The sequence below is a fragment of the Catenulispora pinistramenti genome (assembly GCF_018274385.1).
Taxonomy (GTDB): Bacteria; Actinomycetota; Actinomycetes; order Streptomycetales; family Catenulisporaceae; genus Catenulispora; species Catenulispora pinistramenti.
The window spans coordinates 1-14173 of record NZ_JAAFYZ010000258.1 but is presented as its reverse complement, the minus strand read 5'-3'; the positions used below and the strand labels follow the sequence as shown (position 1 = coordinate 14173).

At 68.2% G+C, this 14173-nt stretch carries 11 protein-coding genes; 6 read left to right on the top strand and 5 right to left on the bottom strand.

Annotated features, from left to right (window positions below):
- Positions 1-1296 precede the first annotated feature (1296 nt).
- Positions 1297-2208 carry an LLM class flavin-dependent oxidoreductase gene (locus KGQ19_RS42215; RefSeq protein WP_230420289.1) on the bottom strand — a complete coding sequence of 304 codons (912 nt, stop codon included), beginning with the start codon at positions 2206-2208 and terminating at the stop codon, positions 1297-1299.
- 61 nt (positions 2209-2269) lie between these two features.
- On the opposite strand from KGQ19_RS42215, the gene KGQ19_RS42210 reads away from it, so the two are divergent.
- A complete protein-coding gene (locus KGQ19_RS42210) occupies positions 2270-2746 on the top strand; it encodes a MarR family winged helix-turn-helix transcriptional regulator (protein WP_212020109.1) in 477 nt (158 codons plus the stop codon).
- Here the strand turns inward: KGQ19_RS42210 and KGQ19_RS42205 are convergent.
- Complete coding sequence (locus KGQ19_RS42205; RefSeq protein ID WP_212020108.1) at positions 2743-3414, bottom strand: endonuclease V; 672 nt, start codon at positions 3412-3414, stop codon at positions 2743-2745. The two genes, KGQ19_RS42210 and KGQ19_RS42205, sit on opposite strands and share 4 nt — an antisense overlap.
- A 101-nt stretch (positions 3415-3515) precedes the next feature.
- Complete coding sequence (gene thrS / locus KGQ19_RS42200) at positions 3516-5516, bottom strand: threonine--tRNA ligase (protein ID WP_212020107.1); 2001 nt, start codon at positions 5514-5516, stop codon at positions 3516-3518.
- A 226-nt stretch (positions 5517-5742) separates the two neighbouring features.
- Between thrS and KGQ19_RS42195 the strand changes: the two genes are divergently transcribed.
- The 5 genes from KGQ19_RS42195 to KGQ19_RS42175 all read left to right on the top strand — a co-directional run bounded on the left by KGQ19_RS42195 (position 5743) and on the right by KGQ19_RS42175 (position 11677).
- Complete coding sequence (locus KGQ19_RS42195; RefSeq protein ID WP_212020106.1) at positions 5743-7050, top strand: GlnX family signal transduction membrane protein; 1308 nt, start codon at positions 5743-5745, stop codon at positions 7048-7050.
- 119 nt (positions 7051-7169) lie between these two features.
- Complete coding sequence (locus KGQ19_RS42190; RefSeq protein ID WP_212020104.1) at positions 7170-8192, top strand: slipin family protein; 1023 nt, start codon at positions 7170-7172, stop codon at positions 8190-8192.
- Between the two features lie 245 nt (positions 8193-8437).
- The gene (locus tag KGQ19_RS42185) at positions 8438-9598 is read left to right on the top strand and encodes an acyl-CoA dehydrogenase family protein (protein ID WP_212020103.1); all 1161 of its coding nucleotides are present in this window, start codon (positions 8438-8440) and stop codon (positions 9596-9598) included.
- A gap of 78 nt (positions 9599-9676) precedes the next feature.
- Entirely contained in the window at positions 9677-10954 is a 1278-nt protein-coding gene (locus KGQ19_RS42180) for an MFS transporter (protein ID WP_268908181.1), read from the top strand.
- Positions 10955-11086: 132 nt separating this feature from the next.
- The gene (locus KGQ19_RS42175) at positions 11087-11677 is read left to right on the top strand and encodes a hypothetical protein (RefSeq protein ID WP_212020099.1); all 591 of its coding nucleotides are present in this window, start codon (positions 11087-11089) and stop codon (positions 11675-11677) included.
- Here KGQ19_RS42175 and KGQ19_RS42170 read toward each other — a convergent pair.
- Both KGQ19_RS42170 and KGQ19_RS42165 read right to left on the bottom strand, forming a co-directional pair.
- Positions 11655-12902, bottom strand: coding sequence for a glycoside hydrolase family 18 protein (locus KGQ19_RS42170; protein WP_212020098.1), 1248 nt, complete (start codon positions 12900-12902; stop codon positions 11655-11657). The genes KGQ19_RS42175 and KGQ19_RS42170 overlap by 23 nt on opposite strands.
- 149 nt (positions 12903-13051) lie before the next feature.
- Positions 13052-14173, bottom strand: a 1122-nt coding sequence (locus KGQ19_RS42165) for an MFS transporter (protein WP_212020096.1), incomplete at its 5' end; no start/stop codon positions are given.

Genomic DNA, 14173 nt, shown 5'->3' with positions numbered 1-14173 from the left:
CATCCATCTCCGCCACCCACAAAGGCAGCACATCCGCCGGATACTCGCGCCATTTCATACTGGTCCGCGTCCGAAGCTCAGCAAGACTGAGGTACGCCAAAGGGTTCTCGACACGAAGCTGCATAGCTCACACAGTAAGCACGCCACCCCCATCGGCCGAGACCCCAGACCCACCCCGCCGCACCCGCGCACCCACAGCCCGAGCCACCACATGCCCAAGGCTCAGAGTCCGCCACCAGCAGCGCTGACCTCCGAAGCGGCCCGCGCCATCGAGCAACTTGCTCTGCGCTCGCGACACACTTCGCCCAGCCAGCGGATCCACACCCATCCGCCAGACATCGCCAGCCACCTCACCGACCACGTATTCAAGGCAGCCGCTGCGCACGGCGCGCAGATACTCACCCCATCGCCCGGACCAAAGTCATCGCCCCGACGCGGCCACTACGCATGGCCCACAGGTTCTCGCCCGGCGCCAGCCAGAGCGGGCACGAAGATCCACCATCACGCCCAACGCTCAGTCATCATCCCAGCCCGAGCCAAAGCCGGCACCCGGCTCGGCCATCACGCCCGACGCCAGCTCTCGTCCCAGCCCGAGCAAGAGGCGGCGCCAAGATCCGCCATCACACTCGCGCTCAGATCTCGCCCGGCGTAAGCCATAACCACCGCCGAGGTTCCACCGTTGCGCGTGCCACATAAGTTCTCGCCGTCGCCCGAGCCGAAGCCATCGCCCCGGTTCCGTCATCGCGCCCGACGCTCCCGCCTTGCCACCCACACCTGCGCCAAAGCCAAGCGCCCCAACGCGGCCATTGCACATGGCGCGCAGTTTCTCTCGCCCGTGCCCAGCCAGAGCCAGCGCGAAGATCCGCCATCACACCCGACGCTCAGTCCTCATCCCAGCCCGAGCCAAAGCCATCGCCCAGGCCTGCCATCGCACGTAGCGCTCAAACCTCACCTCATCCCAGCCCGAGCCGAAGCCGGCTCCAAGGCCTGCCATCGCGCGTAGCGCTCAAACCTCACCTCATCCGAGCTCTCACCACAACGTCGTCGGGCAGCACACCAGTCTGTTCCACCCGCCCTCACCAACAACCTCACCTGCAACCTCACCTGAAGGGCCTGATATCTTGCACCCTCCCCACTCAACTCACCACCGAAGCCCGGCCATCTCCCATACTCCCGCCAGCCCACTCCACCCCCGCGATCCAGAACCCTGCCACCCCCATCCCCACCGACTCACTCCACTCGCGAGCCCTGCCCACCTCTCACCCACACCACCATCGGGCCTGATATCTCCCCACCTCACCCCACCCCCACCTCATAAGCAGGCCGCACCACCTCCTCCAACATCCACTTCATCCCGTCAGCCTGATACTGCCGCCGAGCCCCGACCACCACATGCCCGAACCCGGCCCCCGCCAGCGCCGCGATCGTCTCGCGCGCCTCGGCGGCCCCGTCGTCCGTCACAATCATCTGCACCGAACGCTCCACCTCCGCCGGGTCCCGGCCGATCTCCTCGCAGTACCGATCCAGCAGTCGCGAACGCTCGGCGAGCGCCTCGACCGAGTTGTGCGGCGGCCCCGGTATGTTCCATATATCCGCGTGCTCTGCCACCACGCGCAGTGCGCGATCTCCCCAGGCTCCTATCAGCAGCGGCGGTCCCGTCGGCTGTATCGGCTTCGGGGAGTTGCGGGTGCCGGTCAGCGTGGTGAATGGCCCTTCGTAGTCGAATTCCTCCTCGGTCCACATCTTCCGCAGTATCGTCACCGTCTCGACTAGTCGCGCTATCCCCTCGCGCGGGCTGATCAGCGGTATGCCGTAGGCCGCGTACTCCCTGATCCCCGGGTTCTCGCCCGGAACGCCGCCGGCGCCGGGCGACTGCACGGTGCCGCCGATGCCGAGGCCCATGATCAGGCGGCCGTCCGATATCACGTCCACCGTCGTCGCCATCTTCCCCAGCAGCGCCGGGCGCCGGAAGCGGTTGCTCGTCACCAGCAGTCCCATGCGGAGCCGGGAGGTCTGGGCGGCCAGGGCGGCGAGCGTCGTCCAGCCCTCCAGAGCCGGGCCGCCCCGGTCGCCGGCCAGCGGCATCATGTGGTCCCACAGCCAGGCGTCGGCTATCTCCGTCATCTCGTCAGCCTGCTGCCACACCCGGCGGACGTCGTCGTAGGACACGTGCATCAGGCTGGTCTTGAGGCCGATCTTCAGCTCCATGTCGTCACTGTAGCAAATCATCAGTGCCACTGACAATCAGTCTGAGGGTAGAGTACCTCGTATGGCCGAACTGCTCACCTCCCGACTCGGCTACCTGCTGAAGCACGCGCAGCTGAACTTCTCGCAGTCCGGCGCCCGGGCCCTGGAGTCATTGGGTATCAACGGGCGCCAGCTGGCCGTGCTGGTCGTCCTCGACGCCGCCGAGCCGCTGTCCCAGCTCGACGCGGCCAACGAACTCGGCGTCGACCGCACGACGATGGTCGCCCTGGTCGACGAGCTCGAGGCCAAAGGCCTGGTGGAACGCCGCCGCAGCCCCGACGACCGCCGCAAGAACATCGTCGAGCTCACCGCGCACGGCAAGAACACCCTCGCCGAGGGCGAGCGCCGCCATCAGCAGACGGAGAAGGCGTTCCTGGCCGACCTCACGCCGATCGAGGCCGACCTGTTCGTCCGCATCCTGAAAAAGCTGGCCGCCGACGCCGAAGCACCGGTCGACCAGCCTGAAGCTGCGACTGGAAAAGAGAAGAAAGAAGACTAAGCGGCAGCCAACGCTCGCCGCGACAACTGGTCAGCGAACCGTGTGGTCTCCGGCAACCGATACTTAGCCGCCAGCCGCAAAGCCATCCGCGTAGCGTCGCCGACCGTAATCAGGTGCCCGGGCGAGACGTACACCGGCTTCGTAGACAGCTGCGTCCGCAACACAGCGCCGACCACCTGGCCATCGTGCACCAGATCAGCTGCCTCGCCCCGCTGAATCCCGGGCTCTGCAGAGCGCCCCACGAACGCGGTCTTCGCCACCCCCATAGCCGGCTTGCCAGCCAGCACCCCGAGGTGGCACGCCAACCCGAACCGCCGCGGATGCGCGATCCCATACCCGTCGGCGACCAACACATCCGGCTCGACCGTCAGCCGGGCCAGCGCGCTGATCAGCGCCGGCATCTCCCGGAACGCCAATAGCCCCGGCACATACGGGAACTCGACGTCCATCACCGCCGTCGCCATGTCCTCGACCGCGAGCGTGTCCGCATCGAGCACCACGACCGCCCCCGCGACCCGTGAAGAGTCGATCGCATAGGCCACGTCCAGCCCCGCGATATACCGCACCGGCCCGAGCGGCGTGGACACGTCCACCAACCCCGCCAGCCGCCCCTGCTCCGCCTCGGCCTCCTCCGCCGTACGCGGCCACTTCTCATGCGTGATCAGCATTGCTCATCCCCCTGGTTCCCCGTCTGCGCCCGGCCGCCCGACCGGGGCCCCCGTCGGTCCCGGTCGGCCGGACGCACTCACGCGGCGCCGCGGATCCGCGCTCAGATCCGTTCCCGCACCGCCTTCACAATCTCGGCGACGGCTTCATCGACCGGCACCCCGTTGTTCTGCTCCCCACTCCGGTACCGGAACGAAACTGCGGCCTTGGCCACATCGTCGTCGCCGGCCAGCAGCATGTAGGGAACCTTCTGCTTCTGCGCGTTCCTGATCTTCTTCTGCATCCGGTCGTCCGAGGAATCGATCTCCACCCGGACCCCCTCCGCGCGCAGCTTGGCCGCTACCAGCTCCAGGTACGGGACGTGCGCGTCCGTGATCGGGATACCGACCACCTGCACCGGCGCCAACCAGGCCGGGAACGCCCCGGCGTAGTGCTCGGTCAGCACCCCGAAGAACCGCTCGATCGAGCCGAACAGCGCCCGATGGATCATGATCGGCCGCTGCCGCGAGCCGTCCGCGGCCTGGTACTCCAGGTCAAACCGCTGCGGCAGCTGGAAGTCGAGCTGGATGGTCGACATCTGCCAGGTCCGGCCGATGGCGTCGCGCGCCTGCACCGAGATCTTCGGACCGTAGAACGCCGCGCCGCCAGGGTCCATGACCAGTTCCAGGTCCTCCCCCTCAGCGACCTCACGCAGAGTCTCTGTAGCGAGTTCCCATTCCTCGTCTGTACCGACGTACTTCTCCGGGTCCTTAGTGGACAGCTCCAGGTAGAAGTCGTTCAGCCCGTAGTCGCGCAGCAGGTCCAACACGAAGCGCAGCAAGCTCACGAGTTCGTCGCGCATCTGCTCGCGAGAGCAGTAGATGTGTGCATCGTCCTGCGTGAGTCCACGGACCCGGGTAAGTCCGTGCACCACGCCGGACTTCTCATAGCGGTACACGGTGCCGAACTCGAACAGCCGCAGCGGAAGGTCGCGGTAGGACTTCCCACGCGCCCGGTAGATGAGGTTGTGCATCGGGCAGTTCATCGGCTTCAGGTAGTACTCCTGCTTACCGTGTCCCTCGTCCAGCACCATGGGAGGGAACATCCCGTCCTTGTACCAGTCGAGGTGCCCAGAGATCTCGTACAGATGCCCCTTAGTGATGTGCGGGGTGTTGACGAATTCGTACCCCGCCTCCTCGTGGCGCTTCCGGGAGTAGTCCTCCATGACCCGACGGATGGTCCCGCCCTTGGGATGGAACACCGGCAGACCGCTACCGAGTTCGTCCGGGAACGAGAACAGGTCCAGCTCCGCACCGATCTTGCGGTGGTCCCGCTTCTCGGCCTCGGCCAGGAACTCCAGGTGTGCCTTGAGCGCGTCCCGGGTCTCCCAGGCGGTTCCGTAGATGCGCTGCAGCTGCGGGTTCTTCTCGCTGCCGCGCCAATAGGCGGCCGCGGAGCGCATCAGCTTGAAGGCCGGGATGAACCGGGTGTTGGGGACGTGCGGACCGCGGCACAGGTCCTTCCAGCACAGGTCCCCGGTCTTGGCGTCCAGGTTGTCGTAGATGGTCAGCTCACCGGCGCCGACCTCGACGTCCACACCCTCGCCGGCTTCGTCCGAGGACGCCTTGCCCTTGAGCCCGATGAGCTCCAGCTTGTAGGGCTCGCTGGCCAGCTCCTCCCGCGCCGCCTCATCGGTGACCGGGCGGCGGGAGAACAGCTGCCCCTGCTTGATGATCGCCTGCATCCGGCTCTCGAGGGCCTTCAGGTCCTCCGGGGTGAACGGCCGGTCGACGTCGAAGTCGTAGTAGAAGCCGTTGCGGATCGGCGGGCCGATGCCGAGCTTGGCCTCCGGAAAGGCCTGCTGCACGGCCTGGGCCAGCACGTGCGCCGTGGAGTGGCGGATGATCGCCCGGCCGTCCTCGGAGTCGGATGCCACCGGTTCGACCACGTCACCGGCCTTGGCCAGGCTGGCCAGGTCGACCAGGCGCGTCCCCGCGGCGTCGGTCAGGCGGGCGGCGACGACCGAGCGGTCACCGGCGAACAGGTCCGCCAGCGTCGTGCCGACCGTGACCGTCCGCTCGTCCCGGCTGGGGCCGTCGGCGATCGTCACTGCGAAGTCGGACACGGGGCGCTCCTTCAAAGGGGGTCAACTGACTGGGCCGATCAGGAGGAAACTTTACCGACCGCCGCAGGTACTTCGCGCAACAGTGCTGGCGGGTACGTAATGGGCCCGCCCTGAGCACCCCCTAAGCGCCGCCCAGGCACGTCCCCGGCGCCCTCCCATCGGCCTGTTGAATCAACGTTCTACCTGACGTCGCCATCCGTTCACAGGCGCTCCCTACGGTGGTCCCGTGGGGAGGACAACTGAACGCAGGACACCGACCAGGCTACGACTGTGGACCGGCGCCATAGTGGTACTCGCGGCGGCAGCTCTGACCACGGGGACGGTGGCGATAGCGGACACCCAACACGGCGTGAACCGGGTGGGGAAGGAGACCGCGCCACTCGCACAATCGGCCTCGGACCTGTACTTCGCGCTCAGCGACCTGGATTCGCAGACCGCGCGCGAGATGCTGACCATCGGGGACAGCGACCTGGACACCGCGCAGGGTGACGCACAGGTGACGCTCAACAGCCGGGTCACGGAGGTCGACACAGACCTGCGCCAGGCTATTGGCGGCACCTCGGACCAGGCGGTCCAGGGACAGTTCCAGACCATGCTGGACAAGGTCACGCTCTACCACGACCTGTCGACCACAGCCCTCTCCGTCGACCAACTCTCTACAGACGCCAGTAAAGGGCACCCCGACCCCGTCGCCCTCGCCTATTACAGCCGCGCCACGGACGTCATGCACTTCGACCTCCTACCGGTCGCCGCGCAGATCCGGGACTCCTACGCGAAGCAACTGGCGACGTCGGCGAAAAGCCAGAACGACTCCTGGTCGGTCGACACAGTCCTGGTCCTGGTCACCACCCTGCCGCTGCTTGCAGCCCTGCTCTTCCTGCAGTTGGCGATGTCCGTGCGCTTCCGCCGAACCCTGAACCCGTTCCTGGCCGTCGCCACCGTCGCCACCGTCGCCTTCCTCATCGCCGGCCTGGGAATGACCTCCCAGCAGACCGACCGCGTACAGAACGCCGTCAACCAGCGCATGACGCCCTACCTGGGGATCCAGCACGCGCGTGCCGTCTCCTTCGACGCCGTCGGCTCCATCGTCCGCTACACCGTCGCGCCGAACTTCGGCTACGACCAGGGCTACGCCGCCGACCTGGCCGCCCTGAACGGCGCCGGGGGCGTCCCGGGACTGCTCCACACCGGTCTGAACGGCACCGACCAGGTGCTTTCCCAGCGCGCCGGGTCTGATTGGACGGCTGTCCAACACGACGCGGGTAAAATCAAGAGTGAGGTCGACGGCGGCGACGTGGGATCCGCGCTCACCGAGGCGACCGGCATCGCCGGCGGCCAGCTGGGCCAGGACTTCTACGCCCTCGACACCCACCTCGGCCAGGCCGCGGACACGCAACTGGATGCTTTCCAGGCCACGATGTCCGACGCCCGGTCCGGCGCGTCGGGCTGGGCGGCGGTGCCCGCGGTGGTGTTCGGCGCGGTCATCGCGCTGGCGGTGGCCGGGGTGTGGCGGCGGCTCGCCGAATACCGCTGAACCGTCGGCGACCATGCCGGGAGGGTCCCGGTTAGCGAAGAAATTCGTATACTGATTGATCAGGGTGCGACGCCGGTCGGCGAGGCACCGCCATCGCGTCCTTTCTGGAAGGACCCGCCATGATCACTGCGATCGTGAGCGCCATCGTCGCCGCTCTGGCGGCGGGAGCAGCGGGCTTCGGTGCCTCGCTGCGCACCGTGAAGCAATACGAGCGGGGCATCGTGTTCCGCTTCGGCCGGGCTCTGGACAGCATCCGACAACCGGGCCTGACCCGGATCATCCCCGGCGTGGACCGGCTGCGCACGGTCAACATGCAGGTCGTGACCATGCCGGTGCCGGCTCAGGAAGGCATCACCCGGGACAACGTCACGGTCCGGGTGGACGCCGTCGTCTACTTCCGAGTCATCGATCCGGCCCGCGCGCTCATCTACGTGCAGGACTACAAGTACGCGGTGTCGCTGGTCGCGCAGACCTCGCTGCGTTCCATTATCGGCAAGAGCCTCCTGGACGACCTGCTCTCCAACCGCGAGCCGCTGAACCAGGGTATGGAGCTGATGCTGGAGACCCCGGCGACCGGCTGGGGCGTGGAGATCGACCGGGTCGAGATCAAGGACGTGGCGCTGCCGGAGTCGATGAAGCGGTCGATGGCCCGCCAGGCCGAGGCCGACCGCGAGCGCCGGGCCCGCATCATCACCGCCGACGGCGAGTACCAGGCCTCGGGCAAGCTGGCCGACGCCGCGCGCATCATGGCGGAGACTCCGTCTGCGCTACAGCTGCGGCTGTTGCAGACGATCGTCGAGGTCGCTGCGGAGAAGAACTCGACGCTCGTCCTGCCGTTCCCGGTCGAGCTGCTCCGTTTCCTGGAGAGCGCCGGCGGGTCGCCGACGGACGCGGTGAAGGCGGTGCATAAGGCGGTGGACACAGTTACCGGGGCACCGCAGAGCGAGGTGGAGACCAGCAAGGAGCATGTGCCGATCGAGACCAATGAAGCGCTCCCGCCCCTGACCACCGTGCTGGACGCCGAGGCGATCGCGGGTCCGCTGACCAAGCCGACCGCCGAGTCCGACGCCGAGCCACTGTTCAAGGACGACGCGGTCGCCTCACCGGACGGCGGGGCCACCCCCGATCCCTCAGACTCCTGACAGCTCGGCCAGCACGACCGTCACGTCGGCCATCGCGCCGCGCCGATGCCGAGCCAGCACGATCCGCTGACGGTCCCGGGGTTGTCGACGGCCCAGACCCCGGAGTCGTCATCCAGCCCGGCGCATGTCCTCTGTCGCTGTTGCCTCCTCGCCCCGGCAGCGCCCTGGAAACCCAGGCCCACTACCGGCCAAAAAACAAACAGGCAGGATTGTTTTTGCTTTCCGGGCCTGGCAGGCTGGCGGATATGAGCTTCGTGGAGCCCGAGGAGCGCGTGGCGCTCCGCCAGGCGGTGCGCGACCTGGCCAAGCGGTACGGACCGGACTACGTGCGGCGGCAGGCCAAGGCCGGCCTGAAGTCGACCGACCTGTGGGACGAGGTGGGCCGGGCCGGCTACCTCGGCGTGAGCCTGCCGGAGGAGTACGGCGGCGGAGGCGGCGGCATCGCCGACCTGGCCGCGGTCGGCGAGGAACTGGCCCGGTCCGGCTGTCCGCTGCTGCTGATCGTGGTGTCCCCGGCCATCTGCGGCACCATCATCAGCCGCTTCGGCACCGAGGCCCAGAAGCAGAAGTGGCTCCCCGGGATCGCCGACGGCTCGTTCAAGATGGCCTTCGGCATCACCGAACCGGACGCCGGCTCCAACTCGCACAACATCACCACCACGGTCCGCCGCGACGGTGACGAATGGGTCCTGAGCGGCCAGAAGGTGTTCATCTCCGGCGTTGACGAGTCCGACGCGGTGCTGGTGGTTTCCCGCACCAAGGACGCCGCCACAGGCAACCTGAAGCCGGCACTCATGGTGGTTCCCACCGACGCCCCGGGCTTCACCAAGACCATGATCGAGATGGAGATCGCCGGCCCGGAGAAGCAGTTCCAGCTCTTCTTCGACGATGTGCGGCTCCCGGCCGACGCCCTGATCGGCGACGAGGACGCCGGCCTGCTCCAGCTGTTCGCGGGCCTGAACCCGGAGCGGATCATGGCCGCGGCGTTCGCGGTCGGCACCGCGAAGTACGCGCTGGACCGGGCCGCCGAGTACGCGAAGACCCGGACCGTCTGGCGCGACCGCCCCATCGGCACCCACCAGGGCGTGGCGCATCCGCTGGCCCAGGCGGCGATCCACGTCGAGCTCGCCAAGGTCATGACGCAGAAGGCGGCCTGGCTCTACGACAGCGGCGATGACTTCGGCGCCGGCGAGGCGGCGAACATGGCCAAGTTCGCCGCCGCCGACGCCGCGGTCGAGGCCGTCGACCAGGCGATCCAGACGCACGGCGGCAACGGCCTGGCGACCGAATACGGGCTGGCCCCGCTGCTCGCGGCGACCCGGGTGACCAGGATCGCGCCGGTGAGCCGGGAGATGATCCTGAACTTCATCGCGCAGCACACGCTGGGGCTGCCGAAGTCCTACTAGGCCGAACGAGTAACGACCTTTTCACCCTAATATCCGTTTTCTGCCATCATCGGAGGGTCCTGAAAGGGGGGACCCTCCATGTGGCATACACCTGCTCTTCGTGGGCTGATACGCCCTATACCCACGCGAGTTCCGGCCCACGATGACAGTTCCCTGATCATCGCCACCCGCGCGCTGCGGACCTTCGGCTACGGCTGTACCAGCGTGCTGCTCGTGGGGATGCTCGAGAACGCGGGTATCAGCGGCACGCGCCTCGGCGCGATACTCGCGGTGGCGGCTGCCGGGTGTGTGCTGGCGACGATCGCGATGGGCAGATACGCAGACCGCTTCGGGCGCCGGACGTCGCTGCTGGTCAGCGCTTGCCTGATGGGGATCGCGGGTCTGGCTTTCGCGATCACCAGGTCGTATCCGGTGCTGCTGATCGCGGCCTTCATCGGAACGGTGTCGCCGTCGACCAACGACAACACGCCGTTTTCAGGCATTGAGCAGGCGATTCTCGCGCAACGTACGCCGGCTCACCAGCGTACGGCGGTCTTCACGCGGTACAACGTGACCGCACAGGCCGCTGGTGCCGTAGGCGGTCTCGCCGCCGCAGCCTTGGGTGCGTTACCTACCTCGCTGGCCGGGAACGCCGCGTTCGCGCTCTACTCGATCATCGCCTTCGCGACCGGATTCTTGTTTCTGCGGTTGTCGGCCGAGGCAGAGCCTTCGGCGGACCCGCCAGCAGGATCGCCTACACCCGTCTCCCCGCCATCGATCGATCCCGAAGCGGTCGCAGCTCCTACCCCGACTCGACTACCGGGCCCGGTCCGCCGCCTGGCGCGCCTGTTCGCGGTCGACGCCTTCGCCGGCGGGCTCGCGGTGCAAGCAATCCTCGCCTGGTGGTTCCATCACCGATACGGCGCCACGGCCACCGACCTCGGCCTCATCTTCTTCGCGGCGAACCTGCTGCCCGCAGTCGCTCAACTCGCGGCACCGCTCATCGTCAGCCGGCACGGCCTGCTTCCCGCCATGCTCGTGCCGCACCTGGCCTCCAATGTCTTCCTAGCCTGCATTCCCTTGGCGCCCGATCTAGGCGACGCTGTCGTGCTCCTGCTCGCGCGTCAGGCCCTTTCGAAGATCGACGTGGCGGCCCGCCAGGCGTTCACCGCGGCTCTGGTCGGCCCTGAGCATCGGACCGCCGCGGCCTCGCTGACGACGGCAGCTCGGGGCGTCGCCGTCTCGGTCAGCCCGCTCGCAGCGACCCTGCTGCTCACCGGCTCATCCGTGGCCCTCGGTGGTCCGTTGCTGGTCGGTGCCGCCCTGGCCGTGGGCTACGACCTCGCGATGTGGCGCTCGTTTCGAACCATGGGCTAAGGACTGTCACCGCAGAACCCGAACACCAGCACATTTTCTCGTAACAGAATGACAGAAACCTCCCATAGACACTGATGTCCGATTACAGTGGAATCAAGCACGAAAGTTCGAATCATTCCAGGAGGGGATCCCATGTCCACCATCAGTAACCTGCCTCAGCCCCGCACCTCCCTCGCCGACCTCACCGAGCGGGTCGACGACCTCGACGTCCGGATCTGGGCCGCGGCCCGGAACACCGATGACCCGCAGCTGGCCGTCGTCCGGGCCCGTGAATACGCCGAGTCCGTCTTCATAGGCCTCGTCCTGACGATCGGCTCCGGAGCTCACCGGCTGAACTGCTCGGTTCCCACCGCGACCGGCGCGGTCACCGCGGGCGAAGACCTCAGGATGGACATCGCCACCGAGGTCCCGGCGGTCCGGCTGCCCGCGTCCGGTGCCGAGCGCGAGCTCTGCGAGCTGTTCGCGCTGGCCCACGTCACGGGCGCCGAAGCGACGGTCATCCTGCGCTCCCGTCCGCTCTTGGAGCCGGACGTGGGCACCGGGACACCCGGCTACGTAGTCCGCGGCTGGCGCCTGTCCGGCGGCCAGACCACACCGATCGACGCCGCCGGCATGTTCGCGTTCTGCTGTTCCGAGGCCAGCAGCGGCGAACCGCTGCCGCTGGACCCGAACACGCGCTACGCCGATGCCCGAACGCTGGTCACCCCGCCCGGGCCGGACTGAGCCAGTCGGTGCGGTAGGCCGCCCAGTCAGCGGGGGTCGCCGCGAAGTCGACGTACAGGGCGACGCCGAACCGCCGGGACGGCGGGTGCGCACCGAGCGCCAGGCGCACTCCGTCCAGGGCGGCGGGCATGGTCTCGGCCCTGGCCCAGTGGCCGGGATCGTCGGTGTGGAAGGCCGGGACCCCGATCAGCAGCTCGACGTTCTGCGGCACGACGCTCAGAGCCACCTGGGTCTCCCGGGCGACGTAGCCCCGGTAGGCCCACGCCGTCGGCAGCGAGGTGTCGTAGGCCATGAGCGCCACCTGGTCGCAGTGCACGGCGACCTGCCGCAGGTAGTCCCGAGACCACCACTTCGGGTGCCCGGCCAGGAAGTTGCCGGGGAGCCGGAAGCCGGGCAGCGGTTCCACCTGCGGCACCGACGCCGACAGCAAGGCGTGGTGGGCCATGGTGACGGTGTGGGTCGCTGCCAGCACGTCCAGGTAGCCGGGGTCACCGTCCGGCACCGGCTCGAAGTCGAAGTGGACGCCGTCGAAGCCGCGGTCCAGCGCGGCAGTCACCCCGGCGACCACACGGCCCCGCGTGGCGGCGTCGTCCAGATGCAGGGCGTCCCCGCCGACGACCTGGCCGAGCCAGGCCTGGACCCGTACGCCGGGGAGCTCCCGGTGAACGGCGTCTATGAACCACTCGGCGTTCGGGCTCTTGGCCGGGTTCAGTGAGCCGTCCATCTCGAAGGGCCCGTCGTGCACGAACAGATCCTTGATACCTGAAGAGCGAACGAGGGCGGCCAACGCCTGGAAGTCGGCATAGGTCTTCGCCGTGTTGTCGGCGCCAGGCGCCCAGCCGACCCAGGCATGGCCCAGCCACAGGGCGTCTTCACCGGTGCTGCGTGCGGCTGCCGAGGGCGTACCGGCGCCTTCCGCGTACAGCGCGGCTCCGGTAACGCCCAGCAGTGTCGCCAGCGCGGCACACAAAGCCACCACTGACGACAGCGTCCGACGTCGCCACCGTGGTTGCCGCCGGTGCCAGGCGGCGAGCCGTCGCAGCGGATTGCGTCGGCGTTCATCGGGCCGCTCCGGCTCGGCGAACGGCTGAGCGACGGATATATCGGCGAGGTCATCGGGCCCCGGCTCGGCATCGGACGCCGCCGCCGGATCGGGTGCGGACGGGCTACCCGTTTCGGACGGCGCGCCTCCGGGGTCATCATCGAGGTGGTCTTCCGAGTTCATGATCGAGTCCTGACGTCAGCGTGCATCGTCAGTTCTGGAAGCTCCCATCTTGCCCGGGCGGAGCGAGCCGACTCCTCCGCCCCGTGTGTCGGCGAGCCTAACGCAGGCTCGTTTGGAATATCAGGGCCCGTTGACCCTTGCCCGCACTGTCACGCGGGCTCCGGCGCCTCGGACACGTCAGGTGCTACAAGCTCAGGCACGGGCACAGCGGCCGCCAGCGCACGGGACAGCGAGAGCTCCAAGTGCGCCTCGGCGGCCCGCAGCGCGGCCACCCGCCCGGCCGAGCGGCGACCGATCACCAGCCACGCCGGCACCCCGGCCGCGCCGAGCACCAGGCTGGCCCACAGCACGGCCGAGGAGCCGAGCGTGCTCAACGCCCACCCGCCGACCAGCGGTCCGATGATGCCGGCAATGCTCCACACCAGCGTCGACATGCCCTGATACCGCCCCCGCAAGTGCGCCGGCGCCAGATCGGCACCCAGCGCCATCTGGGGCGGCGTGGTCCCGATCTCCGCGAGCGTCCACACCACCACCGACGCCGCGTAGACCCCCATCGGATGCCCCACCGCCGAGATCAGCAGCGGCACCGCGAATCCGGCACCGGTCACCAACGACGAGACCGCCAGCACCGGGCCATGGGCGTAGCGGCGCAGCCAGGTCGTGAACGGGAGTTGCAGGACCCCGATCAAGATCCCGTTCAGCGCCGCGATCGCCCCGTACGCCCCGGGCCCGAGGCCCGCCTCACCCATCATGATCGGCTGCACAGTCTGCGCCTGCGAGTAGATGACGGCACCAACCAGGACCGCCCCCAAGAATCCCAGGAAGATCCGGTCCCGCAGCACATCAGTCAGGCTGCCCCCGCGCTCGTCCGGATCCACTCCAGCAACAACAGATCCGCCGTCAGCAGCACCAGTAGAACTGGCACTCGAGACCGGCCGTGTCTCCGGCACTGTAAAGAAGACGACCACGGCGCACCCCAGGTTCGCCGCGGCATCGCCCATGAAGAGCAGGCTGTACCCGTGCGAGGCGACCGCCCCGGCGGACAGCATCGCGACAGAAAACCCCAGATTGATCGCCCAATAGTTGAGCCCATAAGCCCGGCCCCGATCAGCCGACGGCACGACGTCCGCAATGATCGCCCCGGTCGCCGGCCGCGTCGCGTTGTTGGCCAGCCCCGCCAAGAACGCCAGCACCGCGATCAGCGCCACCGAGTGCACCGACCCGAGCGCCACCAACGTCACCGCCGACGCGACCAACGCCCCCAACAACGT

Excerpts from the sequence above, each read along its gene's own strand:
- KGQ19_RS42215 (WP_230420289.1), bottom strand. The coding sequence starts at position 2,208 with ATGGAGCTGAAGATCGGCCTCAAGACCAGCCTGATGCACGTGTCCTAC.
- KGQ19_RS42210 (WP_212020109.1), top strand. The coding sequence starts at position 2,270 with ATGGCCGAACTGCTCACCTCCCGACTCGGCTACCTGCTGAAGCACGCG.
- KGQ19_RS42205 (WP_212020108.1), bottom strand. The coding sequence starts at position 3,414 with ATGCTGATCACGCATGAGAAGTGGCCGCGTACGGCGGAGGAGGCCGAG.
- KGQ19_RS42190 (WP_212020104.1), top strand. The coding sequence starts at position 7,170 with ATGATCACTGCGATCGTGAGCGCCATCGTCGCCGCTCTGGCGGCGGGA.
- KGQ19_RS42185 (WP_212020103.1), top strand. The coding sequence starts at position 8,438 with ATGAGCTTCGTGGAGCCCGAGGAGCGCGTGGCGCTCCGCCAGGCGGTG.
- KGQ19_RS42180 (WP_268908181.1), top strand. The coding sequence starts at position 9,677 with ATGTGGCATACACCTGCTCTTCGTGGGCTGATACGCCCTATACCCACG.
- KGQ19_RS42175 (WP_212020099.1), top strand. The coding sequence starts at position 11,087 with ATGTCCACCATCAGTAACCTGCCTCAGCCCCGCACCTCCCTCGCCGAC.
- KGQ19_RS42170 (WP_212020098.1), bottom strand. The coding sequence starts at position 12,902 with ATGAACTCGGAAGACCACCTCGATGATGACCCCGGAGGCGCGCCGTCC.